This window comes from Pseudomonas sp. AOB-7 (genome assembly GCF_003696305.1).
In the GTDB taxonomy this organism is placed as follows: Bacteria; Pseudomonadota; Gammaproteobacteria; order Pseudomonadales; family Pseudomonadaceae; genus Aquipseudomonas.
In genome coordinates this window covers 404,107-429,430 of the sequence record NZ_RFFK01000002.1, presented here as the reverse complement: position 1 = coordinate 429,430, position 25,324 = coordinate 404,107, and the positions used below count along the sequence as shown (strand labels likewise).

Below are 25,324 nucleotides of genomic sequence, written 5' to 3'. Positions count from 1 at the left end.
CCTACAAGATCCCGGATGGCCCGCCGGAACTAGCCAAACCAGTGCTGCCAGGCCAGGCGCGCGGTCAGCGCCAGCGCCACCAGGATGAACACCGGGCGGATGAACTTCGAGCCGCCCTTGATCGCCGTGTGCGCACCGAGGAAGGCTCCGACCATCAACGCCGCGCCCATGCTCAGTCCCAGCACCCAGGCCACCTGCCCGAAGGCGATGAACACCGCCAGCGCCGCGGCGTTGCTGACGAAGTTCATGGTACGTGCCACGCCGCTGGCGCGAACCAGGTCGAGCGGGTAGAGCAGCAGGCTGCTGACGGTCCAGAAGGCGCCAGTGCCGGGGCCGGCGACGCCGTCGTAGAAGCCCAGGCCAAGGCCTTGCGGCCACTGGCGGCCGCGGGCGATGGGCAGGTTCTGCTCGCTCGGCGCTTCGGGCGTGCGACCGAACAGCAGGTACAGGCCGCAGGCGAACACCACCGCCGGCAGCATCTGGTTGAGCCATTCGGCCGGCAGCCAGTGGGCGATCAGCGCGCCGAGCAGGGCGCCGATCAGCGTGGCCAGCAGCGCCCCGCGCCATTGTCCGGGATCGAACAGCTTGCGCCGGTAGAAGGTCAGCGCCGCGGTGCCCGAGCCGAAGGTGGCGCACAGCTTGTTGGTGCCCAGCACCAGGTGCGGCGGCAGCCCGGCGGTGAGCAGCGCGGGAATGGTCAGCAGGCCGCCGCCGCCGGCGATGGCGTCGATGAAACCGGCGATGAAGGCGACCAGCGCCAGGATGGCCAGGGTGCTGGGATCGATGGCGAGTTCGAGAGCGAAGGGCATATAAAGTGTCGACTTGTGGGCGAGTGCGCAGCCTGCCGACTGTTCGGCGTCCGGCGAGCTGCGCATAATGCCGGGATTTTCCGGCGGAAGGAACGCAATAGATGCAATACGACGGGTTGGCCTGGGCAGTGGCGCTGCTGGCGGTGCTGGCACTGCTGGTGGCGCTGCGCATACTGCTCAATAGCGGCTGGTTTCTCGGCTGGCTGCGCGGCACCTGCGGCCTGGCGTTCCTCGCCCTGGCCGGCCTTGTCGGCCTGGTCGCCTACGACCTCTACAGCTACGCGCCGCTGCCGCAGGGCAAGCCGCTGGCGACGCTCAGTTTCAAGGCCGACGGCCCGCAGCGTTACCGCGTCAGCCTGCTGGAAGGCGGCCGCGAGCGCACGCTGATCCTGGAGGGTGATCTGTGGCAGCTCGATGGCCGGCTGATCCGCTGGAAGGGCCTGGCCGAGCTGATCGGCCTGGAGCCCGGCTACCGTTTCGAGCGCTTGTCCGGACGCTTTCTTGCCATCGAACAGCAGGCCCTGGCTCAGCACGGTCGCGTGCAGCTGGCCGAGAGTCCCTACGGCGTCGACCTGTGGCGCTGGCTGCGCCTGAGCCAGCGCGACCTGCTGCTGTTCGACCCGCAGGCGTTGCGCGTGACCTACCTGCCGATCGCCGCCGATGCGGTGTACAGCGTCAGCCTGACGCCGACCGGGCTGCTGGCCGAGCCGATGAATCCGGCGGCCGAAGCAGCGTTGAAGGATTGGTAGCGGCCGCTTTGCGGCCATTTGGCGACCCGGAGGGTGTCCGAAGGGCGGGAGAGGAGAGCGAAATATCCTACAAAGCAAAAAGGCACCCTAGGGTGCCTTCGTCGTTTATGCCGCTTGACCTCAGGAGAGGAAGCCGCCGTCGACGTTGAGCGCCACGCCGGTGGTGTAGCTGGACGCTGCGCTGGCCAGGTACAGCACCGCGCCGGCCATTTCGCTGGGGTCGGCCACGCGCTTGAGCGGAATACGCTGCAGCGCCATGTTGAGAATGGCGTCGTTCTTGGTCAGTGCCGAGGCGAACTTGGTGTCGGTCAGGCCCGGCAGCAGAGCGTTGCAGCGGATGCCGAACTGCGCGCACTCCTTGGCGAACACCTTGGTCATGCTGATCACCGCGGCCTTGGTCACCGAGTAGATGCCCTGGAACTCGCCGGGCGAGACACCGTTGATCGAGGCGACATTGATGATCGAGCCGCCGCCGCCCGCCTTCATCAGCTTGCCGCCCTCGATGGACATGAAGTAGTAGCCGCGGATATTCACGTCCACGGTCTTCTGGAAGGCGCCGAGGTCGGTATCCAGCACGTTGCAGAACTGCGGGTTGGTGGCGGCGTTGTTGACCAGGATGTCGAGGCGGCCGAACTGCTCCTTGATCTGCGCGAAGACGCTGGCGATCTGCTCCATCTCGCCGATGTGGCAGGCGATGGCGGTGGCCTTGCCGCCATCGGCCACGATGGCGTCGGCCACGGCCTGGCAGCCCTCGAGCTTGCGGCTGGAGACGATCACGTGCGCGCCTTGCTGGGCCAGCAGCTTGGCGATGGCCTCGCCGATGCCGCGGCTGGCGCCGGAAACGAAGGCGATCTTGCCGTCGAGGTCGAACAGTTGGGTCTTGGACATTGTGATTACCCCGGGGTTAGAGAGTGGATTTGCCGATGACCTGCAGGCTCATCTGCTCCAGCAGCTTGTTCATCTGAATGAACTGGGCGAAACGCTTGTCCTGGGTCTGGCCATGGTAGAAGCGGTAGTAGATCTGCTGGACGATGCCGGCCAGGCGGAACAGGCCGTAGGTGTAATAGAAGTCGAAGCTCTTGATCTCGATGCCGGCCTGCTCGGCGTAATAGTCGACGAACTGCTGGCGGGTGAGCATGCCGGGGGCGTTGCTCGGCTGGCGGCGCATCAGTTGCACCGGCGCCGGGTCGTCGGCCTCGATCCAGTAGGCCAGGGTGTTGCCCAGGTCCATCAGCGGGTCGCCGATAGTGGTCATTTCCCAGTCGAGCACGCCGATGATCTGCATCGGGTTGTTCGGGTCGAGAATCACGTTGTCGAAGCGGTAGTCGTTGTGCACGATGCCCGGCTTGTGGTGGTCGGCCGGCATCTTGTCGCGCAGCCAGGCCTTGACCGGCTCCCAGGTGGGCGCATCGGGGGTCAGGGCCTTCTCGTAACGGCTGATCCAGCCGCCGATCTGGCGCTCCACATAGCCTTCCGGCTTGCCCAGGTCGCCGAGACCGCAGGCGTTGTAGTCGACGTTGTGCAGCTCGACCAGCTTGTCGATAAAGCTCTTGCACAGCGCGCGGGTCTGCTCGGGCGAGAAGTTCAGCTCGGCCGGCATCTCCGAGCGCAGGATGATGCCCTTGACCCGTTCCATCACGTAGAACTCGGCGCCGATCACCGACTCGTCGGTGCAGTGCACGTAGGCCTTGGGGCAGTAGGGGAAACCGGCATTGAGTTGGTTGAGGATGCGGTACTCGCGGCCCATGTCGTGCGCCGACTTGGCCTTGTGGCCGAATGGCGGGCGGCGCAGGACGAACTCCTGCTGCGGATACTCGATCAGGTAGGTCAGGTTCGAGGCGCCGCCAGGGAACTGGCTGATCTTCGCTGCGCCGCTCAGGCCGGGAATATGGGCCTTGAGATAGGCGTCGATGACGGCGGCGTCGAGTTCTTCGCCTGCGCGGATGCGGGTGGATTGGTCGGTGAGCGCCATGCTTATCCCTTCTACTTATGATGGGTGCCCTAGATAATTGGCTAATCTAATGCTGCGCCCGAACCGTCACAAGCAATACGCGCCGTTATAGGCGGGCGTGTTGCACCACAATCAAGCTGCCTGATTCGCCCGCAGGCGGCGGTTGCGCATAAAAAAACCGGAGCCCAAGGACTCCGGTTTCGTCTGTGCCACGGTCAGCCTAGACGCTTAGACCGGGAACAGTTCGCCCAGCTTCATCGCCAGCATCATGTCGCCTTCGGCGCGCAGCTTGCCGGCCATGAAGGCCTGCATGCCGTCGGTTTCGCCGCTGGTGATGCCCTTGAGGGTTTCGCTGTCCATGATCAGGGTCACGTTGGCGTTCGGGTTGTCGCCTTGCTCGACGGCGCAGGTGCCGTCCTTGACGATCAGCGCGTAGTTCTCGCCGTCTTCGATATTGAACTGGAACACCAGATCCAGGCCGGCGGCGGCGCTGGCGTTGAACTTGGATTGCATGGTTTGGACGATGTCAGCAACGCTCATGGTCTTATCCTTTTTTCAGGTTTTTCGCGCAGCCTTGCGGCCGCAGTGGGCCAAAACTCATCGGTAGGTGATGAGCTCCGGCGCCTTCAGCAGCTGCAGATGCACATGGCTGTTGAAGGAAGCCAGACTCACCTCACTGCCGCGGAACTTCAGCTGGCTGAGCGAGGTGTTGACGATTTGCCAATTCAGTTCGAAGGCCTTGTCCGCCGGTACGCCGGTGATCAACCGGAGTAGGGCGGTGATGGTGCCGCCGGAGGTGAACACGGCGATGTTCTGTTTGCTCCGGGCCTGCTCGAGGATGCGGGTCAGGCCGCCTTCGACCTGCTCGACGTAGGCCTGCCAGCTCTGCAGACCGGGCTGCTCGTACTCGCCGCAAACCCAGCGGGCGATCAACTTGGAGAACAGGCGCTGGAACTCGGCACGGTTCTGCGCGCCGTTACGCAGGATATGCAGGGCCTCGGGTTCTTCGGGCAGGATGCCGGGGAGCAGGGCGCGGATGACCGCATCGGCGTCGAACTCGTTGAAGGCCGCGTCGATGTCCAGCGGCGGGGCGTCGCTCATGCGCTGCAACGCGGCATTGGCGGTATGCTGCTGGCGGCGCAGGCTGCCGCTGACGCAGCGATCGAAGACAATGCCGAGCTGATTCAGGTGCTCGCCCAATACTTCGGCCTGGCGCACGCCGGTGGCAGACAGGACATCGTAGTCGTCCGCGCCGAATGAGGCCTGGCCATGTCGAATCAGGTAAATGCTGCCCACGTCCGTTTCGGTCCCGGCGCGTTGAAAGTTCCGCGAGGGTATGAGGAAGCTCGGGGGCTGTCAACGAAAAAACATACGCTTGTTTGAATCCGCTGTGCGGTGCCCGTCGACCTTCGTCGCGCTTGGCCGTCGGCCGATGGCGCCGGTATGCTTGAGCCTTTGCGCGCCTCGGCGCCGCCGCATTGTCCAAGGGGGATCTGTGGAGTTTCTTAGCGAGTACGTCGGCTTTCTGGCGAAAATCCTGACCCTGGTGGTCGCCATCGTCCTGGCGCTGGCGGCGGTCACCGCTACGCGCGGCAAGGGCCGGCGCAGCAGCGGCCAGTTGCAGGTGCACAAGCTCAACGACTTCTACAAGGATCTGCGCGAGCGCCTGGAGCACAGCGTGCTGCACAAGGACCAGCTCAAGGCCGCGCGCAAGGCCGAGGCCAAGGCGGCCAAGCAGGAGAAGAAACATCCGCCGAGCAAGCCGCGGGTGTTCGTGCTGGACTTCGACGGCGATATCAAGGCCTCGGCCACCGATCACCTGCGCCATGAGGTGACCGCGCTGCTGTCGCTGGCCAAGGCCTCGGACGAGGTGGTGCTGCGCCTGGAAAGCGGCGGCGGCATGGTGCACAGCTATGGCCTGGCTTCCTCGCAGTTGGTGCGCATTCGCGAGGCCGGGATCCCGCTCACCGTCTGCGTCGACAAGGTGGCGGCCAGCGGCGGCTACATGATGGCCTGCATCGGCCAGAGGATTCTCGCCGCGCCGTTCGCCATCCTCGGTTCCATCGGCGTGGTGGCACAGCTGCCCAACGTGCATCGCCTGCTGAAGAAGCACGACATCGATTTCGAGGTGCTCACCGCCGGCGAGTACAAGCGCACCCTGACCGTGTTCGGCGAGAACACCGAAAAAGGCCGGGAGAAGTTCCAGGAAGACCTGGAAACCACCCATGAGCTGTTCAAGGGCTTCGTCGCCCGTTACCGCCCGCAACTGGATATCGACGCCATCGCCACCGGCGAGGTCTGGCTGGGCCTGTCCGCCCAGGAGCGCCTGCTGGTGGACGAACTGAAGACCAGCGACCAGTACCTGGCCGAGCGCGCCGCCGAGGCCGAGCTGTTCCACCTGCATTTCGCCCACAAGAAGAGCCTTCAGGAGCGTGTGGGGCTGGCTGCCAGCATGGCCCTGGACCGCTTCGTGCTGACCTGGCTGAGCAGACTCAATCAGCAGCGCTTCTGGTAAGAGCACGCCACCGAACAACGACAAGAGGAGAAGGTGATGACTGAATTCAAGGCCTTGCTGGTCAGCGAAGGCGCCGATGGCGGTTTTCAACGCCAGGTGGTGGCGCGGCGGATTGAGGAGCTGCCCGCTGGCGAGCTGCTGATCCGCGTGCGCTATTCCTCGCTCAATTACAAGGACGCGCTGTCGGCCAGCGGCAACCGTGGCGTCACCAAAGCCTATCCGCACACGCCGGGCATCGACGCTGCCGGCGTGGTGGAAGTGTCCGCCGTCGCCGAGTTCGCCCCCGGCGACGAGGTGATAGTCACCGGTTACGACCTGGGCATGAACACCGCCGGCGGTTTCGGCCAGTACATTCGCGTACCGGCGGCCTGGGCGATCAAGCGTCCGCAGGGCCTGTCCCTGCGCGAGGCGATGATCCTCGGCACCGCCGGCCTCACCGCCGCCCTGTGCGTGGACAAGCTGGAGCAGGCCGGCGTCACCCCCGAGGCCGGCACTGCGCTGGTTACCGGCGCCACCGGCGGGGTCGGCAGTATCGCCGTGGTGCTGTTGAAGGCGCTGGGCTACCGGGTCGCGGCCGCCACCGGCAAGGCCGAGCAGGGCGAATTCCTGCGTGGTCTCGGCGCCGACGAGATCGTCAGCCGCGAAGAGCTGCTGCAGGGGATTGAGCGGCCGTTGCTCAAGGAGCGCTGGGCGGCGGCGGTGGACACCGTGGGCGGCGATATCCTGTTCAATGTGGTCAAGTCCCTGCGTCATAGCGGCAGCGTGGCGTGCTGCGGGCTGACCGCCGGCGTCGGCTTCCAGGCCAGCGTGCTGCCGTTCATCCTGCGCGGGGTCAACCTGCTTGGCGTGGATTCGGTGGAGCTGCCGCTGGTGGTCAAGGCGTCGATGTGGGACAAGCTGTCGCTGCAGTGGAAGCTCGATCTCTCGGCGTTGTGCCAGGAAGTCGCCCTGCAAGAGTTGCCGGCGGCCATCGAGCGGATACTCGCTGGCGGCATGGTCGGCCGCGTGCTGGTGCGGCTGGATTGAGCGAGAGGCCCGCCTTCGACGGGCCTCTGCGTTTCACGCCCGGCTGACGTACATGGTGATTTCCGCGCGAAACACCGGCTTGTCGCCGACATAGGCCAGCACCGGCACCTTGATGTCGCCGAGCTGGCTCCAGTCCAGCGCGCTGCCGTCGGCCACGGCGCGGATATCGCCGTCGGCCTTGGCCAGGTACTCCACCGTCATGCCCTTGGGAATCCAGCGACAGCCGGCCGGGATCGAGGCGTCGGTCATGCTGCCGGCGGCCAGCTCGGCGGCGTTGCACAGGGCGATGGCGTGCACCGTGCCGATATGGTTGAGCACCTCGCGACGCTTGGGGAAGGTCAGCTCGGCATAGCCGGGGCGCAGCTCGACCATCTGCGGGGCGATGCTGGCGAAGTAGGGGGCGACCTGGCCGATCAGTGCGCTGAACTGCGCCGGGCCGGCTTGCTGGAACATCTGCAACATCTGACTCATGACTGTCTCCTGCGGGTTTGCGATTGAAGATGAGCGCGCGCCGGGGCAGTATACGAGCGTTAGAAAATAATTCTAGAAGAATATTCTAGTCATCAGGGAGTGGCATGGCCCGTCCATCGCGTAAAGACGAGATTCTCCAGGCCGCGCTGGCCTGTTTCACCGAGCAGGGCGTCGATGCCACCACCATCGAGATGATCCGCGACCGTTCCGGCGCCAGCATCGGCAGCCTGTATCACCACTTCGGCAACAAGGAGCGCATCATCGGTGCCTTGTACCTGGCCGGCACCGCGCAGTACGCCGAACGGCTCGAGCACGGCTTCGCCAAGGCAGGCAGTGCCGAGGCCTGCGTCAAGCTGCTGGTGACCAGCTATATCGATTGGGTGGTGGCCAATCCGGACTGGGCGCGCTTCATCCTGCACAGTCGCGGTCGGGTCGAGGCAGGGGAAATGGGCGAGGCGCTGCGCGAGGCCAATCGCCTGCACTTCGCGCGGATTCTCGCGGCACTGGCCGAGTACCGCCAGCAGGGGGTGTTCAGGGCCATGGCCGACGACTGCTTCGCCGCGGTGGTGATCGGCCCGAGCCAGGATCTGGCTCGCAACTGGTTGGCCGGCCGCAGCCAGAGCGAGCTGGGGGCCTGTCGCGAACTCCTGGCGCAGATCGCCTGGGAGTCGGTGCGGGCGAGTTCCTAGGTGTAGGGAAGCAGGATCTTGCTGGTAGGCCGGCCGTAATTCGGGGTGCACCGTCGCGCATTGCCGAGTGCAGCTGCGCCACATCAACGCAAAAGCCCCGCCAATAGCGGGGCTTTTGCGTACAAGCGGCGGCGATCAGGCGCGGCGGCGGAACAGCGGTTGTGGCTGGTCGGCCGAGGCCTGGTAGACCTCGCTGTAGTCTTCGAAGGCCTTGAGCGCGTCGTACGGGTCTTTGTCCGCGCGCAGGGCGAAGGCATCGAAGCCGACTCGGCGCAGGGCGAACAGCTGGTCGCGCAGCACGTCGCCGATCGCGCGCACTTCGCCTGTGTAGCCGTAGCGGGTGCGTAGCAGGTAGGCGCTGGAGGAATGGCGACCGTCGGTGAAGGCCGGGAAGTCCAGGGCGATCACCTGGAAATGCGCGAGATCGTCGGCGATTTCCTCAACTTCGTCGCCGGCTTCCAGCCACACGCCCAGGCCGCCATCGCGGGCCTTCAGCGCATGGGCGTGCTCGCGCCACAGCGCCAGCGGAACGATGATGTCGTCACAGTTGGGGATGGCGTCGAGGGTCACGTCCTTGGCCAGCAGGTGCCAGGTTTCGTCGATCACCTGGCCGTTCTTAATGATTCGCTGCATAGACGCGCTCCTTGAACGGGTCGATACCGATGCGGCGGTAGGTATCGAGGAAGCTTTCTTCTTCGGTGCGTTGCTCGACGTAGACCTTGATGATCTTGTCGATCACGTCCGGCATGTCGTCCTGAGCGAAGGACGGGCCGAGAATCTGCGCCAGGCTGGCTTCGCGACCGGCGCTGCCACCCAGCGAGACCTGGTAGAACTCCTGGCCTTTCTTGTCCACGCCGAGGATGCCGATATGGCCGACGTGGTGGTGACCGCAGGCATTCATGCAGCCGGAGATGTTCAGGTCGATGTCGCCGATGTCGAACAGGTAGTCCAGGTCGTCGAAACGACGCTGAATGGCTTCGGCCACCGGGATCGACTTGGCGTTGGCCAGCGAGCAGAAATCGCCACCCGGGCAGCAGATGATGTCGGTCAGCAGGCCCACGTTCGGCGTGGCGAAGCCTTGCTCGCGCAGCTCGCCCCACAGGGTCAGCAGCTGACGCTGTTCGACGTCGGCGAGGATGATGTTCTGGTTGTGGCTGTTGCGCACTTCACCGAAGGCGTAGCGATCGGCCAGGTCGGCGATGGCATCGAGCTGCTTGTCGGTGACATCACCCGGCGCGGTGCCGGTGGGCTTGAGCGACAGGGTCACGGCGACGTAGCCGGGCTTCTTGTGGGCGAAGGTGTTGCGCTGGCGCCAGCGGGCGAAGCCCGGGTGCTCGGCGTCCTGCTGGGCGAGCAGGGCGTCTTCGTCGTTCAGGGCCTGATAGGCCGGGTCGACGAAGTGGCCGGCAACGCGCGCCACTTCGGCGTCGGTCAGGGTGCTCGGGCCATCCTTGAGGTGCGCCCATTCGGCGTTCACCCGCTCGGCGAATACCTCGGGGGTCAGCGCCTTGACCAGGATCTTGATGCGCGCCTTGTACTTGTTGTCGCGACGGCCGTAGCGGTTGTACACGCGCAGGATGGCGTCGAGATAGCTGATCAGGTGCTGCCAGGGCAGGAATTCGTTGATGAAGCTGCCGACGATCGGGGTACGGCCCAGGCCGCCGCCGACGGAAACGCGGAAGCCCAGCTCGCCGGCTGCGTTCTTCACCGCTTCCAGGCCGATGTCATGCACCTCGATGGCGGCGCGGTCGCTGACGGCGCCGTTGACGGCGATCTTGAACTTGCGCGGCAGGTGGCTGAACTCGGGGTGGAAGGTCGACCACTGGCGGATGATCTCGCACCAGGGGCGCGGATCGACGATCTCGTCCTTGGCCACGCCGGCGAACTGATCGGTGGTGGTGTTGCGGATGCAGTTGCCGCTGGTCTGGATCGCGTGCATCTGCACGGTTGCCAGCTCGGCGAGAATCTCCGGCACGTCTTCCAGGTCCGGCCAGTTGAACTGCACGTTCTGCCGGGTGCTGATGTGCGCGTAACCCTTGTCGTAGTCGCGAGCGATCTTGGCCATCATGCGCACCTGTGCCGAGGACATCAGGCCGTAGGGCACGGCGATGCGCAGCATGGGCGCGAAACGCTGGATATACAGACCGTTCTGCAGGCGCAGCGGGCGGAATTCCTCGCCGCTCAGCTCTCCGGAGAGGTAGCGGCGGGTTTGATCGCGGAACTGCTTGACGCGATCCTCGACGATCTTCTGATCGTACTGGTCATATACGTACATGAAGGGTCCTGTTGTCAGGCTACTACTGCCAATCAGCGCGCACGGCCGCGCACTCCCCACGGAGCCGGGGCACGATACCAGCTCAGCTTTATGCGTAAAAGTGATGTTTGAGTATATAAACAGAACTTTGAGCAATAAGAGCGCGACGGAACATAACCTGAGGGCTTGAGCCCTGGCTCGGGCTGGTCTTAACTGCAGGGCGTGTCACCCATAAGCACAAGAACAAGGGGGAGTCATGCACGACCATAGCGAAATGGAAAAAACCGACAGCCGCGTCGACGCCTGGGCCATCTTCAGCCTGATCCTGATTGCCGTGGCCACGGCGGTGTTCTGGGTCAGCGGTCAGTAGCACCCGCGCCGGCATACAGGCCGACCCGCCACCGCGGTCGGCCTTTTTGCGCTTATGCCCTTATACTGCGCCCGGTTATTGGGAGGGGCGTCGTGATCAGGTGGGTGCTGGGGCTGTTGGCCATGTTGGGCTGGTGCGTTGCCGAGGCGCAGGGGCGACCGCTTTCCGTGGTGTTTCTCAACCCCGGCCATGCCGCCGAGCCGTTCTGGGCCGATTATTCGCACTATATGCAGGACGCCGCTGGCGATCTGGGCATCGACCTGCGGGTGATCTACGGCGAGCGCGATACCGCACGCATTCTGCGCAACGCTCATGAGGTCCTAGAGCGGGGCGAGTTGCCCGACTACCTGATCTTCGTCAACGAGCAGTTCACCGGCCCGGAGATCCTGCGCCTGTTCGACGGCACCCAGGTGCGTCTGTTCGCCCTGCACAGCACCCTGACGCCAGAGCAGCAGGCGCTGGTCGGCGGCAGCCGCGAGCGCTATCGCCACTGGCTGGGCAGTCTGGTGCCCAACGACGAGGAAGCCGGTTATCTGATGGGGCGGGCGCTGATCGCCCTGGCCGGCGGTGAGCCGGCGCAGATGCTGGCGTTCACCGGCATCAAGCAGACGCCCTCGGCGACCCTGCGCATCGTCGGCCTGCAGCGAGCCCTGGCCGAGGCGCCGCATGTCCGCCTGCAGCAGGTGCTGTACGGCGAGTGGCGCCAGCAGCGCGCCTACGAGCAGTCGCTGGCCCTGTTGCCGCGCTACCCGCAGCTGAGCCTGGTGTGGTCGGCCAACGACGAGATGGCCTTCGGCGTGATGCAGGCGGCCGCCGAGCAGGGGAGGCAGCTGCGCTACGCGGCGTTGAACAATTCCGCGCGGGTGCTGCAGGCGCGCGTCGACGGGCGCATCGAGGTGTTGGCCAGCGGACATTTCCTGCTCGGCGCCTGTGCCCTGGTGATGCTCCACGACCACGCCAAGGGGCTGGATTTCGCCGCGCGCGGCGGCAAGGATCAGGTGGCCAGCCTGCTGCGCCTGGTCGATGACGAAGCTGCCGGGCGCCTGATGCGGCGCCTCGAACAGGGCGACCTCGACCTGGACTTCCGCCAGTTCAGTGCCACTCACCAGCCGCAGATGAGCCGTTACGCCTGCTCCATCGACAGCCTGCTGCACTGATCAGCCGACCGCCAGGTGCAGCACCAGTTTCACCAGGGCCAGCAGCACCAGCACGAACAGCCCGGTGAACAGCAGCCCGAGGAGGATGAAGTGGCTGGGTTTACCGCGGCTGAAGTCGCGGCTGCGATTCTTCCCGCTCTGCACCCCGAAGGCGGCGGCCAGCACGCTCTGCAGCATTTCCCAGAACGTCAGTGGCGGTGGCGGCGGTGGTTTGTCCGGTTCGTTCATGTTCAATCCCCTCTTATATCAATTAGCCTAGTCGAGCTGCAGACCGAGGTCCTGGTCAGGACGTGCGTTTCTGCTCATTGCCGGCGGCGTGCACCCTATGCATAAGGATGGCTATTTGGTGGCATGATTCTGATGGCGGGAGTTCTCGCGGCGGCAAGACCGGCTATAGTCATGCCAGAATGCTGTTTGGTAGGAGCGCAACACGGATGTCCAGTTTGCTACCCGTACCACTTCGCGATGCACTTATCGCCCAGGTGCGGGGCCGTTTGCCGGTTATCCTGCGTGAATTGCTCAAGGGCCTGGAGCATGCCCTGATCGAGCAGCGTATGCGCGCCTTCTCCAATCGCGAGGCGCAGGCCTGCGACGAATTCCTGCGCTTCTGCCACGGCCAGGGCGAGCGCGTGCTGCGTTCCACCTGCCAGACCATCGGTCAAGGCATCCAGCGGATGGCCGGCGCTCAACCGGCGGTGTTCGACGATCGTGGTGAATGGCGTCTGGTCGACGATGCCGAGGTCGAGGACATGCTCCTGGCCCGGCGTTTGGTGCGGGTACTACGCGACACCCTGGGTGCGCTGGAGTGGCGCGCCTGCGGTTGCTACAACCGCCTGCTCGGCCACCACGTGGCCGATGCCGATCATCCGCTGGCCTTCGAATTTCTGCTGCGCGAGTTGCAGACCAACCTGCAGTTGCGTCATCAGCCGGCGGCAGTACGGGCGCTGTATCTCGGCGAGGCCGGGCGAGTCCTGCCCGTGCTGCTCAAACCCTATCTGCAGGCCTTGCTTGACGCCTTCCAGAGCCATCAGGTCGAGCCTCTGCCGGAGCCCGAGGTGCTGGTGCGTGGGCGCCAGGGGCCGGCACCCGCCCCCTCGGATAGCGCAACCTATCAGGCCATAGGCCAACTGCGCCAGTGCGCGCCGGAGTCGCCGGGCGAGCCCCAGGCCCGGGAACAGGGCAGTTCACTGGTGCCCGAGGAAGTGCTGGGCTACCTGCGTCGGCTCGAGGCGCCGCCCGGTGGCTGGAGTGCCCAGGTCCTGCTCGAGCAGTTCGAACAGCAGACTTGCCACTTGAGTGCGCGACAGCGCGAAGACACCCATCTGGTCAGCGAACTGTTTCAGTACATAGTCCAGGGCGAACAGCTGGTTCCGACCATCCGGCCTGCGGTGGAGCAGTTGCTGCTGCCGGTGTTGCAGGCCACCCTCAGGGAGCCGGCAGCCATCTCCGACAGCGCCCATCCGGTACGCGCGACCCTGGATCGCCTGCTGCACCTGGCCCATAACAGCGAGCTGCCGAACAAGGCACTGGAACAGCGCCTGCAGGAGCTGATCGACCGCATCCTCAACGACTACCAGGGCGACAACGACGCCTTCGCCGCCTGCGATAGTGAACTGGACGAGCTGCTCAAACTGCAGCAGCGCGCCTGTCGGCAAAACGTCGAGCGACTCAAACAGCTGCACAAGGGGCGCGACACCCTGGAGCTGGCCCAGCGCGAGGTGGCTGCCGCGTTGGCACGGATGAACGGTGAGCGGGTGGCGCAGTCCTTTCTCGACTGGCTCGCGGTTGGCTGGCGCGAGTTGCTGGTCCACGGCCTGATCCGCCTGGGTAGGGACAACTACCACTGGCGGCTGGACCTGTCGCTGACCAGCATGCTTTGCAGGCAGTTGCAGCTGCAGGGGCAGAGCGGCAGCCACGGTGACCAGGTGGCGCGGGTCTATGACGTGGACCATCAGCTACAGATACTGCGCCGGCGCATGGAGGAGTTCAGTCCCGGCTTCTACCAGCAGGGAGCGGTGCTCGCGCGCTTGCGCGCCGAATTGCTCGGCGAGGAGCCGGTGCACTTCGTCGCAACGCCGCCGCTGCCGTTGCCGCCGCCGCCGATTCCCGAGGCGCTGCAGCGATGGTACGAGCGGCTCGAAGCCTTGCAGGAGGGCGACTGGTTGCACGACCGCGACGGCCAGCCGCTGCAACTGGTTTGGGACAACCGTGACCTGGATCACTATGTGCTGGCCAATGCCCAGGGGCGCGAGATCGGCAGTTTTCACGCCGCCGAACTGGCGGGCCGGCTGGCCGAGGGTTCGCTACTGATCGGCGACGTTGCCAGCGAACCGCAGAGCCTGGTCCAGCAGAGCATGCAGGACATGGTCGGGCGGCTGTATCGGGAGGTGGCCCATGCTCGCAGCCACGACGAGCTGACCGGATTGTACAACCGAAGGATTTTCGAGGGCCTGGTGGCGCAGAGTCTGGCCGAAGGGGCGCGGCCTTCCTTCATCATGGTGCATATCGACCAGTTCAGCCTGCTCAACAACCTCGCCGGGCCGGTGGCCGGCGATGCCTGCCTGCGCCAGGTGGCCGGTCAGCTGCGCCATCGGCTCGCCGCTGCCAGTTGCGTGGCGCGTATCGGTGGGGTGGATTTCGCCGCGGTGCTGCCCGATTGCGGCGAGGCCGAGGCCATGGCGCTGGCCGAACAGGTTCGCTTGGAGGCGGAGAGCAGCGGATTCGTCTGGGCCGATCACCGTCACGGTATCACCCTCAGCATCGGCGTGGTCGAGGCAGCCGAGCGCCATGATGTGGCCAACCTGTTCTGCGACCTGCAGACCGCCTGCAACAGCGCCAAGGAGGCCGGACGCAATCGCGTGCACCGCTTCAGCGTGGCTGACGACGAGGTGCGCACCGGGCTGCAGGCCATTGCCGCGCGGGTCGACGACATAGTCGAGCGCGAGGAGCTGGCGCTGCGCGTCCAGCAGATCGCACCGACCGCCGAAGACGCCAACGAGTTACCGCATTTCGAGTTGCTGTTGGTGATGCAGAACGAATTGCTGCTGCAAGATTTCATCGCCGCCGCCGAACGCTACCACCGCATGAGCAAGGTGGATCGCTGGGTGCTGCGGCGCATCTTCAGCGAACTGGAACGTCATCCGCAGTTGTGGGAGCGCTGCAGCGGCATGTCCATCAACCTGTCCGGCAGCAGTCTGAGCGACGACAAGCTGCTGGGGTTCATCGAGAGCCTGTTCGAACGCTATGCAGTGGATCCGCGGCGCATCTGTTTCGAGTTAACGGAGACCACGGCGGTGGCCAATCTGGCCAAGACCGCCGATCTGGTGCGCCATTTGCAGAGCGCAGGTTGCAGCTTCTCCATCGACGATTTCGGCGTTGGTTTCTCCTCCTACGAGTACCTCAAGCGCCTGCCGGTGGACTACGTAAAGATCGACGGCAGCTTCGTCAAGGAGATCGAGCGCTCGCCCAGCGACTTGGCCATGGTTCGCTCGATCAACGAAATCGCTCATGCCCTGGGGCGTCAGACCATCGCCGAGTATGTCGAAACCCCCACCATTCGCGCACGCCTGTTGGAAATGGGCGTGGATTACGTGCAGGGCTTCGCCGTGCACAAGCCGGTGCGCCTGGAAGACTGGCTCGAGATGAAGGCGCCGTGACCCGCGCGAGGGGCCCCTGGAATCGCCCTCTAGGCTGGCAGGGGCGAATCGGGCAAGCTGCACGGCGCCCCTGAAACGATGCCCGCCATGTTCGACGATAATTTCCCCGACGACGCCGCGCAGACCGCGCGCACCCGCGAGACTGTCCTGCGCTATCACCTGAGCTGGAAGCAGCGCGACCTGGAGGCGGTGCTGGCGCTGTACCACCCGGACGTGGAGTACAACGACTTCTACCAGCAGCGCTGCATGCGCCTGGCCGAGCTGCGCGGCTATGTTGAAAGCAACCTGCCGCGCCACCCCGGCGAGGTGCTGGAGCATCTCGACCGCATCCGCATCGATGGCCACACCGCCTTCATCCAGTACCGCACCAGCCTGCAGGGCGGTGCGGGATTGGTGTCGTTCCGCACCGGCGAGGCGATCACCGTGCGCGACGGGCTGATCTGGCGCATCAACGAGTACGCCACCCTGGTGCGCGAGGCGAACCCTGCCGACCAGCCGGTCGGTGCGCGCCCAGCGATCAGCCGGCTGGGTCTGTCGCCCCGTCAGCTCGGCCAGCTGGCGCAGGATCTGCAGGACTATTTCCAGCGCAGCAAAGCCTTTCTCGATCCCGAGCTGAACCTGCAGCAGGTGGCGGCGGCCACCGGCTACAGCCGCAACCAGATCTCCCATCTGCTCAACCAGGTGCTCGGCGAGAGCTTCTACCGCTACGTCAGTCGCGCCCGGCTGCAGCACCTGCTCGCCGGTCTGGAGGCGGGCAGCGACCTCAAGCGCATCGACGAGCTGGCCTTCGCCGCCGGTTTCAACTCGCTGTCGGCCTTCTACAGCTGCTTCAAGCGGCATACCGGGCTGTCGCCGAAGGCCTATCTTAGAACCCATCCAGGATCTGGCGAGCTAGAGCCCGTTTTTAACGCAGCAGGGCCGACGCGCAGCAGATTCTAGGCGTGCTCTCTAGCAGATTTCCGCGCGGGTCCGCACGCAAGACAGCTACTGAGCCGTGCCGCTAGCCTTGGGGCATCGATCGATGACGGAGGCGTGCATGAATCCCTGGCGCAATATCAGTCTGTGGATGGATCGAATCGACGATCCGCTGCAGGCGCGACCCCGCCTGCAGGCCGATCTGCAGGCGGACGTGGCGATCATCGGCGCCGGCTATACCGGGCTGTGGACCGCCTATTACCTCAAGCGCCAGGCGCCGCAGCTGCGCGTGGCGATAGTGGAGGCCGAGACCGCCGGCTTCGGCGCCTCCGGGCGCAACGGCGGCTGGTTGATGGGTAACCTGCTCGGCGAGGATCGCCTGCTGGCGGGCCTGCCTGCCGCCGAGCGCAAAGCTTCCTTCGATCTGCTGCATGGCATTCCCGACGAGGTGGCGCAGGTGGTGGCCCGCGAGGGTATCGACTGCGACCTGCGCCAGGGCGGGGTGCTCTACTGCGCGGCGCGCTATCCCGAGCAGGAAGTACGCCTGCGCGAGTACCTCGACGGCCTGCGCGCGCTCGGCCTGGGCGAGGACGACTACCGCTGGCTGGCGCCGAGCGAGCTGGCCGAGCAACTGCGCCTGGCCAACGCCTACGGCGCGCTGTACAGCCCGCACTGCGCCACCATCGATCCGGCCAAGCTGGTGCGCGGCCTGGCACGCTGCGTCGAGGCGCTCGGCGTCCAGCTCTACGAACGCAGTGCGGTGATCGACTGGCAGCCCGGTCTGGTGCGCACCGCGCAAGGCAGCGTGCGTGCCGACTGGGTGGTGCCGGCCATCGAGGGATACGCCGCCGGCTTGCCGCCGCTGGGCCGGCATCAGTTGCCGGTGCAGAGCCTGATCATTGCCACCGAGCCGCTGCCGGCGGAGGTCTGGGCCGACATTGGCTTGCAGCGTGGCCAGGCCTTCAGCGAGTTCAGTCGCCAGGTCACCTATGGCCAGCGCAGTCGCGACGACCGCCTGGTGTTCGGCGCGCGCGGCGGGTATCGCTTCAGCGGCCGCCTGCGCCGCGACTTCAACCTCAGCGATGACGAACTGGGCCTACGCCGCTATTTGATGGGCGAGCTGTTCCCGCAGTTGCGCGGCGTGCGGCTGAGCCACGCCTGGGGCGGCAACCTGGGCATGGCGCGGCGCTTCCAGCCGCATATGCTGCGCGACCTGAAGCAGCGCATCGCCCTGGCCGGCGGCTACGGCGGCGAGGGCGTCGGCGCCAGCAACCTGGGCGGGCGCACCCTGGCCGACCTCATCCTCGGTCGCGACAGCGAACTGCTGCGCCAGCCCTGGGTGCTACCCGACAGCCCGATTTCCCGCCTGCGCCGTTGGGAGCCTGAGCCGTGCCGCTGGCTCGGCTATAACGCCATCATCCGCAGCTTCGTCCACGAGGATCGGGTGCTGGCCAATCCGCACAGCCCGGCCTGGCGCCGGCGTCTGGCGCAGGCCGTAGCTGAGCGCATGGAACGTCTGATGAGTTGAGGAGGGCTTCGATTGCTGGTGCACGCGGCCTAGGCGGCCCGGCGACACCCTGCGGGCGGGGTCAGCGAACCCGGCGCAGCGGGATCAGCTCGCTGGCGCGGGCGCGCAGCTGGCCGCAGCCGCCGTCGATATCCTGGCCGGCCGAGTTGCGCACCTTGGTCAGCACGCCGCGGCTGTGCAAGTAGCGCACCATCTGCACGATGCGCTCGCCGTCCGGGCGCTGGTAGTCGTCGGCTTCCAGGCTGTTGTAGGGAATCAGGTTGAGCACGGCGAACTTGCCCTTGAACAGGCGCAGGATGTTGTCCATTTCCTCCTGGCTGTCGTTGATGCCCTTGAGCAGGGTCCACTGGTACTGGATCGGGTAGTCGATGCAGCGGGCGTAGGCCTCGCCCAGTTCCATCAACTGCTCGGGATCGATGCGCGGCGCCTTGGGCAGCAGGCGCTGGCGCAGCTCGGCGTCGGTGGTGTGCAGCGACAGCGCCAGGGCAGGGCGCACGCGTTGCTGCGGCAGACGCTCGAACACCCGCGGGTCGCCCACCGTGGAGAACACTAGGTTCTTGTGGCCGATGCCGCCCTCGGTGCCGAGCAGGTCGATGGCCTCGAGCACGTTGTCGAGGTTGTGCGCCGGCTCGCCCATGCCCATGAACACCACCTTCTTCACCGGGCGAAAGCGCCGGCCGAGGACAACCTGGGCGACCATCTCGGCGCTGCTGAGCTGGCGCAGCAGGCCGCTCTTGCCGGTCATGCAGAACACGCAGCCGACCGCGCAGCCGACTTGGCTGGAGATACACAGGCCATCGCGCGGCAGCAGCACGCTTTCCACCATCTGCTGGTCGGCCAGCTCCACCAGCAGGCGTGCCGAGCCGTCGGCGCCGGGGTGCTCGGAGCGTAGCCGGGCCAGCTTATCGAGGTCGGCGGCAAGCGCCGGCAGGCCCTGGCGTACGGACAGCGGCAGGAAGTTCTCGGTCTTCTGGTGCTTGGTGCCGGTGTCCAGCGCCTTGCCCTGCAGCCAGGCACGGGTGATCCGCCCGATGTGCTGGGGTTTGGCGCCAAGGGCGGCGAGGCGTTGAGTCAGGTCGGCGAGCTGCATGGGGCGCGGATGCTATCAGGTGCCGGGGGCGTCGGCCACGTCGAAGCGCAGCACGCCGATCAGCTGGCCGGCCTCGGTAAGCACCTGCACCTGCCAGCGGCCCTGGGCCTCGGCGGGGAAGTTCTGCTTGTGGCTCCAGGCGCGGTAGCCCTCCTTGCGCCCGCCCCGGATATCCAGGGCGATGCGGTCGATCTCGCGGCCGTCGTGGCGCCAGACGTGGTAGATGCGTTCGTTCAGCCCGCGCGGGGCGTTGATCGCGGTGTAGGCGTAGAGCCCGCCGGCGCTCAGCTGGGCCGGGCTGATGCGTTCGATCGAGCGCCCCGGCGAGCGCTGCGCGCCGTCGAACTCGGCGGTCACCGCCACCTCGTTCAGCCAGAGCGTGGCCGGCGGCACCCAGGTGCGTGCCAGCCAGCCGCCTGCGCCGAGGATCAGCGGCAGTGCGGCCAGGGCCACGACGCGGCGCCAGCCGACGAAGCCGATCAGCCCGGGCAGGCTCGGCAGCGTCAGTAGCGTGGTCAGGACCAGGGCGACGCGGTAGCTCTGCGGGGTGCTGAGGTGGAAGATGATCGGCAGCGCGGTCAGCATCACCGCGAACAGGGCCAGGCTGTGGAACATCAGCAACAGCCAGCGCCGGCCCGCCAGCCAGCGGTAGTAGAGCGGGTCGGTAATGGATATCAGCGCGGCGACGGCGAGCAGGCCGCTGAACAGCAACTGGCCGCTGTTCCAGGTGGTGGTGATGAAGAAGAACGGCAGGACGAAGAACAGGCTTTCCTGGTGGATCATCTGCGTCGCATAGCGCAGCAGCGGGATCGGCAGCTCGAAGCCGAAACGCCGGGCGATGTGCTCGCGCAGCAGGTTTTCCAGCATCAGCCACAACCAGCTGGCCAGCAGCACCACGCCGAGCACCTTGGCCAGATTGGCCTGGCGCTCGACCAGCAGGAAGCTGGCCAACCCCGAGCAGAAGCCGAAGGCGGCAACCAGGCCGGGGTAGCGGCGGACCCAGGCGAGCAGGGTGGGGATGCGGTCTAGCAGGATTTTCATGGCGGCGCTGTACGACGGCGTGGCCGCGCATGCTAGGGCCCGCTCCCCAGGGTGTCCAGCCCGGGCCGTGACTGCGCCGCGCTACGGCCTTGCCTGCCGATTCAGCCGTCGGCTATCACTGCGCCTCGACGCTGACGGCCACCGCCGAGGTCATGCGCAGCACCAGCTCGCGGCCCAGGTACTCGGGTTTCATCTCGACGTCGGGGCGCACCTTGACGGTACGCTGGCTGCCGTCGGCGAACTGCAACGTGGCGGTACGCTGGGTGCTGTCCATGGCCTTGATCACCGCGGTGATTTCCAGCGTCTCGGCCATCAGCAGGCCCGGCTTGCCCCCCTCCGGTGCGGTAGCCAGGATGCCGGCGGCGCCGTCTTCGCTGGTATCGCCCGGCTCGCGCAGCTGGACGATGCGTTCCAGGCCGATCATCGCGCGCACCTGGTCGCCGACCCTGAGCTGCTCGAAGTTGCGCATCTCCGGCGGTGCCTGCAGGGTGCGGCTGTGCCCCTGCTCGTCGGTGAGGGTAAAGCTGCGCGTGGCGGTATCGATGGCACTGACCTTGGCGTGTACCTCCTCGGTTTCGAGCACCGCGCCGCCGGGCTTGCCCGGTTCGAAGGATTCGCTGCGGTCATGCTCGCCGCCGAGCTGCTCCTCGGCCTGGCTATAACCGCCGTGTAGCAGGCTGGCGACGAGAACGGGGGCAAGGAAGCTGGATATCTTCATGGGCGGGCTCCTGCGAGAGGCGACGTGCTGCGTTTGCCGAAGGTGCTTGCCGCGCGGCTCCGGCGCGGCGGCTGAAATCAGCCTAGCAGCGCTTGGGCAGGCGCGCCCCGTCGTCTCGGCGCTGCCCGCGGCGCGCGCTCGTGCTATCGTCGCGCCCCCGATCCAACCGGAAGCACGCATGAAATTCATCCATCAACGCGAACAGCTGAACGAGGGCGACCTGGTGGTCATCGAGTGTTCGCAGCCCTGCAATATCCGACTGATGAACGACGCCAACTTCCGCGCCTTCAAGAACCGTGGCCGGCACAGCTACCACGGCGGCGCCTTTATCAAGTTCCCGGCGAAGATCCGCGTGCCGAGCAGCGGTTTCTGGAACATCACCCTGGATACCGTGAGCCGCCGTGCCGTCAGCGTGACGCGCAAGCCGCAGATGGAGTACTCGATCAAGATCGTACGCAGCAGGGTCTGACGGCGCTCGGGCATAGTCCGGAAAGCGCGCAAGGCGTTTTCGATTGGCCAGGCAGCGGTGGGCAAACAGAGCGTTGCCCACCCTACGCAACGCGAGCCCGCGTCAGCCGTCGTAGCCCAGATTCGGCATCAGCCAGCGCTCGCTGACGGCGATGTCCTGGCCTTTGCGCTTGCTGTAGCTCTCGACCTGGTCCTGGTCCACCTTGCCGACGGCGAAGTACTGCGCCTCGGGGTGGGCGAAGTACCAGCCGGACACCGCGGCAGCCGGGAACATGGCGTAGTGCTCGGTGAGGAACACGCCGCTGCGCCCGGCCTGGTTGTAGCCGGCCTCGGGGTCGAGCAGCTTGAACAGCGTGGCCTTCTCGGTATGGTCCGGGCAGGCCGGGTAGCCGGGAGCGGGGCGGATGCCCTTGTACTGCTCCTTGATCAGGTCTTCGTTGGCCAGCTGCTCGTCGGCGGCATAGCCCCAGTACTCCTTGCGCACACGTTCGTGCAGCCACTCGGCGCAGGCCTCGGCCAGGCGGTCGGCCAGGGCCTTGACCATGATCGAGTTGTAGTCGTCGCCCTTGGCCTCGTAGGCCTTGGCCACTTCCTCGGCGCCGATGCCGGCGGTGGTGATAAAGCCGCCGACATAGTCGGTCTTGCCGCTCTCCTTCGGCGCGACGAAGTCGGCCAGTGACAGGTTCGGCTTGCCGTCCGCCTTGATGCTCTGCTGGCGCAGGTGGTGGAGCAGGGCGATGGGCTTGCCCTGGGCGTCGCGCAGTTCGATATCGTCGTGCGCCACCTGGTTGGCCGGCCAGAAGCCGAACACCGCGCGGGCCTTGATCAGCTTCTCGTCGATCAGCTTCTTCAGCATAGCCTGGGCGTCGGCGAACAGCGCGCTGGCGGCTTCGCCGACCACTTCGTCGGTGAGGATGCGCGGGTACTTGCCGGCCAGGTCCCAGGAGATGAAGAAGGGCGTCCAGTCGATGTACTCGGCCAGGGTGGCCAGGTCGATATCCTCCAGCACCTGCGCGCCGATGAAGCTCGGCTTGGGCGCGTTGTAGCCGGCCCAGTCGAACTGCGGTTTGTTGGCGATGGCGTCGGCATAGCTCAGGCGCTCGGTGCGCGAGGCGCGCGCCGAGGTGCGCTCGCGCACCACCACGTATTCCTCGCGGGTTTTCTGCACGAAGTCGGCCTTGAGCTCCTTGGACAGCAGCTGGGTGGCCACGCCGACGGCGCGCGAGGCGTCGGTGACGTAGACCACCGCGTCGTTGCTGTACTGCGGGTCGATCTTCACCGCGGTGTGCGCCTTGGAGGTGGTGGCGCCGCCGATCATCAGCGGCAGGGTGAAGCCCTGGCGCTGCATCTCCTTGGCCACGTGGACCATCTCGTCGAGCGACGGGGTGATCAGGCCGGACAGGCCGATGATGTCGCACTTCTCGTCCTTGGCCACCTGCAGGATCTTCTCCGCCGGCACCATCACGCCCAGATCGACGATATCGTAGCCATTACAGCCCAGAACGACGCCGACGATGTTCTTGCCGATGTCGTGCACGTCGCCCTTGACCGTGGCCATGAGGATCTTGCCCTTGGCCTCGGGTTTGTCGCCTTTCTCGGCTTCGATAAAGGGGATCAGGTGCGCCACCGCCTGCTTCATCACCCGCGCGGACTTGACCACCTGGGGCAGGAACATCTTGCCCGAGCCGAACAGGTCGCCGACCAGGTTCATGCCGCTCATCAGCGGCCCCTCGATCACCTCGATGGGGCGCGCGCACTGCTGGCGGCACTCTTCGGTGTCCTCGACGATAAAGGCGGTGATGCCCTTGACCAGCGCGTGTTCCAGGCGCTTGTTCACCGGCAGCGAGCGCCATTCCTCGTTTTCCACTTCCTTGGCGGCGCCGTCGCCCTTGTACTTGTCGGCGATGGCCAGCAGCGCCTCGGTGGCGCCGTCGTGGCGGTTGAGCACCACGTCCTCGACCGCGTCGCGCAGCTCCTTGGGGATCTCGTCGTAGATTTCCAGCTGGCCGGCGTTGACGATGCCCATGGTCAGGCCGTTCTGGATCGCGTAGTAGAGGAACACCGAGTGGATCGCCTCGCGCACCGGGTTGTTGCCACGGAAGGAGAACGACACGTTGGACACGCCGCCGGAACTCAGCGCATAGGGCAGCTCATCGCGGATATAGGCGCAGGCCTCGATAAAGTCGACCGCGTAGTTGTTGTGCTCCTCGATACCGGTGGCCACGGCGAAGATGTTCGGGTCGAAGATGATGTCTTCCGGCGGGAAGTCCACTTCGTTGACCAGGATGTCGTAGGACCGCTTGCAGATTTCCTTCTTGCGCGCGGCGGTGTCGGCCTGGCCGACCTCGTCGAAGGCCATCACCACCACGGCGGCGCCGTAGCGCTTGCACAGCTTGGCGTGGTGCTTGAACTGCTCGACGCCTTCCTTCATCGAGATGGAGTTGACGATGCCCTTGCCCTGGATGCACTTCAGGCCGGCCTCGATCACCTCCCACTTGGAGGAGTCGATCATGATCGGCACGCGCGAGATGTCCGGCTCGCCGGCGATCAGGTTGAGGAACTTCACCATCGCCGCCTTGGAGTCGAGCATGCCCTCGTCCATGTTGATGTCGATCACCTGGGCGCCGGCTTCCACCTGCTGCAGCGCCACTTCCAGCGCTTCGGTGTAGTTTTCCTCGCGGATCAGCCGGGCGAACTTGGCCGAGCCGGTGATATTGGTGCGCTCGCCGACGTTCACGAACAGCGAATTGCGGTCGATGGTGAAGGGCTCCAGGCCCGACAGGCGGCAGGCGCGCGGAATCTCCGGGATCGCCCGCGGCGGGTACTTGGCCACGGCCTCGGCGATGGCCTGGATATGCGCCGGAGTGGTGCCGCAGCAGCCGCCGATGATGTTGAGGAAGCCGCTGGCGGCGAACTCCTCGACCACCGCGGCCATTTCCGCCGGGGTCTCGTCGTACTCGCCGAAGGCGTTTGGCAGGCCGGCGTTGGGGTGAGCCGAGACATGGGTGCCGGCCTTGTTCGACAGCTCTTCCAGGTAGGGACGCAGGTCGGCGGCGCCGAGGGCGCAGTTCAGGCCCACGGAAATCGGCTTGGCGTGCGCCACCGAGTTCCAGAAGGCCTCGGTGGTCTGGCCGGACAGGGTGCGGCCGGAAGCGTCGGTAATGGTGCCGGAAATCATGATCGGCAGCTCGATGCCGAGTTCCTCGAACACGCCCTGCACGGCGAAGATGGCCGCCTTGGCGTTGAGGGTGTCGAAGATGGTCTCGATCAGGATCAGGTCGGCGCCGCCCTCGATCAGGCCGCGGGTGGCCTCGGTGTAGTTCTCCACCAGCTCGTCGAAACTGACGTTGCGGTAGCCGGGATCGTTGACGTCGGGGGAGATCGAGCAGGTGCGGCTGGTCGGGCCGAGGACGCCGGCGACGAAGCGCGGCCTGTCCGGGGTTTCCAGGGTCTTGGCATCGGCCACTTCGCGGGCCAGGCGCGCGCCTTCGACGTTCAGCTCGTAGACCAGCGCCTCCATGCCGTAGTCGGCCTGGGACACCTGGGTGGCGTTGAAGGTATTGGTTTCCAGGATGTCGGCGCCGGCATCCAGGTAGGCCTTCTCGATGGCCTGGATCACGTCCGGGCGCGACAGCAGCAGCAGGTCATTGTTGCCCTTGACGTCGCTCGGCCAGTCGGCGAAGCGCTCGCCGCGATAGTCGGCCTCGTCCAGCTTGTAGCTCTGGATCATGGTGCCCATGCCGCCGTCGAGGATCAGGATGCGCTCCTTCAGGGCTTGCTGGAGGGCGTGGAGGCGGGCGCTGCGATCGGACATGGGAACTACCTGAGCAAAGCGGGAACAAAGGTGCGCGATGATAGCAAAGCTGCAGGGTTCTGGAGTGCCTGCGCCTTTTGCATGAATTGCGCTCATGTTGTAG

The 25,324-nt window shown here is 65.9% G+C and carries 22 protein-coding genes; 9 read left to right on the top strand and 13 right to left on the bottom strand.

The annotated features are described in order from the left end of the window. Positions 1 to 29: 29 nt before the first annotated feature. On the bottom strand, positions 30 to 809 hold the full coding sequence (locus EA796_RS06340; RefSeq protein WP_122107972.1) for a TSUP family transporter: 780 nt from the start codon (positions 807 to 809) through the stop codon (positions 30 to 32). Between the two features lie 101 nt (positions 810 to 910). Here EA796_RS06340 and EA796_RS06335 point away from each other — a divergent pair, with 101 nt between their 5' ends. Next, complete coding sequence (locus tag EA796_RS06335) at positions 911 to 1,558, top strand: hypothetical protein (protein ID WP_021443937.1); 648 nt, start codon at positions 911 to 913, stop codon at positions 1,556 to 1,558. A gap of 120 nt (positions 1,559 to 1,678) precedes the next feature. Here EA796_RS06335 and EA796_RS06330 read toward each other — a convergent pair whose 3' ends face one another. The 4 genes from EA796_RS06330 to EA796_RS06315 all read right to left on the bottom strand — a co-directional run bounded on the left by EA796_RS06330 (position 1,679) and on the right by EA796_RS06315 (position 4,805). Then, complete coding sequence (locus EA796_RS06330; RefSeq protein ID WP_122107971.1) at positions 1,679 to 2,446, bottom strand: SDR family oxidoreductase; 768 nt, start codon at positions 2,444 to 2,446, stop codon at positions 1,679 to 1,681. A gap of 16 nt (positions 2,447 to 2,462) precedes the next feature. After that, positions 2,463 to 3,530: a phosphotransferase family protein gene (locus EA796_RS06325; protein WP_122107970.1), complete on the bottom strand. Its 1,068-nt coding sequence runs from the start codon at positions 3,528 to 3,530 to the stop codon at positions 2,463 to 2,465. 207 nt (positions 3,531 to 3,737) lie between these two features. After that, entirely contained in the window at positions 3,738 to 4,049 is a 312-nt protein-coding gene (locus tag EA796_RS06320; protein WP_003239871.1) for an SCP2 sterol-binding domain-containing protein, read from the bottom strand. Positions 4,050 to 4,106: 57 nt separating this feature from the next. Then, complete coding sequence (locus tag EA796_RS06315; protein ID WP_122107969.1) at positions 4,107 to 4,805, bottom strand: histidine phosphatase family protein; 699 nt, start codon at positions 4,803 to 4,805, stop codon at positions 4,107 to 4,109. A 199-nt stretch (positions 4,806 to 5,004) separates the two neighbouring features. Here EA796_RS06315 and sohB point away from each other — a divergent pair, with 199 nt between their 5' ends. Both sohB and EA796_RS06305 read left to right on the top strand, forming a co-directional pair. Continuing rightward, entirely contained in the window at positions 5,005 to 6,024 is a 1,020-nt protein-coding gene (sohB, locus tag EA796_RS06310; RefSeq protein WP_122107968.1) for a protease SohB, read from the top strand. 36 nt (positions 6,025 to 6,060) lie between these two features. Continuing rightward, a complete protein-coding gene (locus EA796_RS06305) occupies positions 6,061 to 7,050 on the top strand; it encodes a YhdH/YhfP family quinone oxidoreductase (RefSeq protein ID WP_122107967.1) in 990 nt (329 codons plus the stop codon). Positions 7,051 to 7,083: 33 nt separating this feature from the next. Here the strand turns inward: EA796_RS06305 and EA796_RS06300 are convergent, their stop codons facing one another. Then, positions 7,084 to 7,521, bottom strand: a complete 438-nt coding sequence (locus tag EA796_RS06300; RefSeq protein WP_021443931.1) for a hotdog fold domain-containing protein — start codon at positions 7,519 to 7,521, stop codon at positions 7,084 to 7,086. A 104-nt stretch (positions 7,522 to 7,625) separates the two neighbouring features. Here EA796_RS06300 and EA796_RS06295 point away from each other — a divergent pair, with 104 nt between their 5' ends. Then, the gene (locus EA796_RS06295; RefSeq protein ID WP_122107966.1) at positions 7,626 to 8,210 is read left to right on the top strand and encodes a TetR/AcrR family transcriptional regulator; all 585 of its coding nucleotides are present in this window, start codon (positions 7,626 to 7,628) and stop codon (positions 8,208 to 8,210) included. A gap of 135 nt (positions 8,211 to 8,345) precedes the next feature. On the opposite strand, the gene EA796_RS06290 is transcribed toward EA796_RS06295, so the two are convergent. After that, entirely contained in the window at positions 8,346 to 8,843 is a 498-nt protein-coding gene (locus tag EA796_RS06290) for a DUF934 domain-containing protein (protein ID WP_021443929.1), read from the bottom strand. Beyond that, entirely contained in the window at positions 8,827 to 10,485 is a 1,659-nt protein-coding gene (locus tag EA796_RS06285; protein WP_021443928.1) for a nitrite/sulfite reductase, read from the bottom strand. The genes EA796_RS06290 and EA796_RS06285 overlap by 17 nt, the downstream gene beginning before the upstream one ends. A gap of 471 nt (positions 10,486 to 10,956) precedes the next feature. On the opposite strand from EA796_RS06285, the gene EA796_RS06280 reads away from it, so the two are divergent. Then, positions 10,957 to 11,991 carry an ABC transporter substrate-binding protein gene (locus EA796_RS06280; protein ID WP_178082538.1) on the top strand — a complete coding sequence of 345 codons (1,035 nt, stop codon included), beginning with the start codon at positions 10,957 to 10,959 and terminating at the stop codon, positions 11,989 to 11,991. On the opposite strand, the gene EA796_RS06275 is transcribed toward EA796_RS06280, so the two are convergent. Continuing rightward, a complete protein-coding gene (locus EA796_RS06275) occupies positions 11,992 to 12,219 on the bottom strand; it encodes a DUF2970 domain-containing protein (protein ID WP_021443925.1) in 228 nt (75 codons plus the stop codon). Positions 12,220 to 12,485: 266 nt separating this feature from the next. Here EA796_RS06275 and EA796_RS06270 point away from each other — a divergent pair, with 266 nt between their 5' ends. The 3 genes from EA796_RS06270 to EA796_RS06260 all read left to right on the top strand — a co-directional run bounded on the left by EA796_RS06270 (position 12,486) and on the right by EA796_RS06260 (position 18,090). After that, entirely contained in the window at positions 12,486 to 15,647 is a 3,162-nt protein-coding gene (locus EA796_RS06270) for a DUF1631 family protein (RefSeq protein WP_256679174.1), read from the top strand. A gap of 87 nt (positions 15,648 to 15,734) precedes the next feature. After that, a complete protein-coding gene (locus EA796_RS06265) occupies positions 15,735 to 16,586 on the top strand; it encodes a nuclear transport factor 2 family protein (RefSeq protein ID WP_122107964.1) in 852 nt (283 codons plus the stop codon). A gap of 97 nt (positions 16,587 to 16,683) precedes the next feature. Beyond that, on the top strand, positions 16,684 to 18,090 hold the full coding sequence (locus EA796_RS06260; RefSeq protein ID WP_122107963.1) for an FAD-binding oxidoreductase: 1,407 nt from the start codon (positions 16,684 to 16,686) through the stop codon (positions 18,088 to 18,090). Positions 18,091 to 18,151: 61 nt separating this feature from the next. Here the strand turns inward: EA796_RS06260 and EA796_RS06255 are convergent, their stop codons facing one another. The 3 genes from EA796_RS06255 to EA796_RS06245 form a co-directional block, all read right to left on the bottom strand. After that, on the bottom strand, positions 18,152 to 19,180 hold the full coding sequence (locus EA796_RS06255) for an RNA methyltransferase (protein ID WP_122107962.1): 1,029 nt from the start codon (positions 19,178 to 19,180) through the stop codon (positions 18,152 to 18,154). A gap of 15 nt (positions 19,181 to 19,195) precedes the next feature. Then, positions 19,196 to 20,221, bottom strand: coding sequence for a DUF5924 family protein (locus EA796_RS06250; RefSeq protein ID WP_122107961.1), 1,026 nt, complete (start codon positions 20,219 to 20,221; stop codon positions 19,196 to 19,198). A gap of 115 nt (positions 20,222 to 20,336) precedes the next feature. Next, positions 20,337 to 20,939, bottom strand: a complete 603-nt coding sequence (locus tag EA796_RS06245; RefSeq protein ID WP_122107960.1) for a hypothetical protein — start codon at positions 20,937 to 20,939, stop codon at positions 20,337 to 20,339. Between the two features lie 178 nt (positions 20,940 to 21,117). On the opposite strand from EA796_RS06245, the gene EA796_RS06240 reads away from it, so the two are divergent. Next, complete coding sequence (locus EA796_RS06240) at positions 21,118 to 21,408, top strand: DUF1883 domain-containing protein (protein WP_122107959.1); 291 nt, start codon at positions 21,118 to 21,120, stop codon at positions 21,406 to 21,408. A 102-nt stretch (positions 21,409 to 21,510) separates the two neighbouring features. On the opposite strand, the gene metH is transcribed toward EA796_RS06240, so the two are convergent. Continuing rightward, positions 21,511 to 25,221 (bottom strand): methionine synthase, encoded by a 3,711-nt coding sequence (metH, locus tag EA796_RS06235; protein ID WP_122107958.1) that lies wholly within the window; start codon positions 25,219 to 25,221, stop codon positions 21,511 to 21,513. Positions 25,222 to 25,324: the final 103 nt, after the last annotated feature.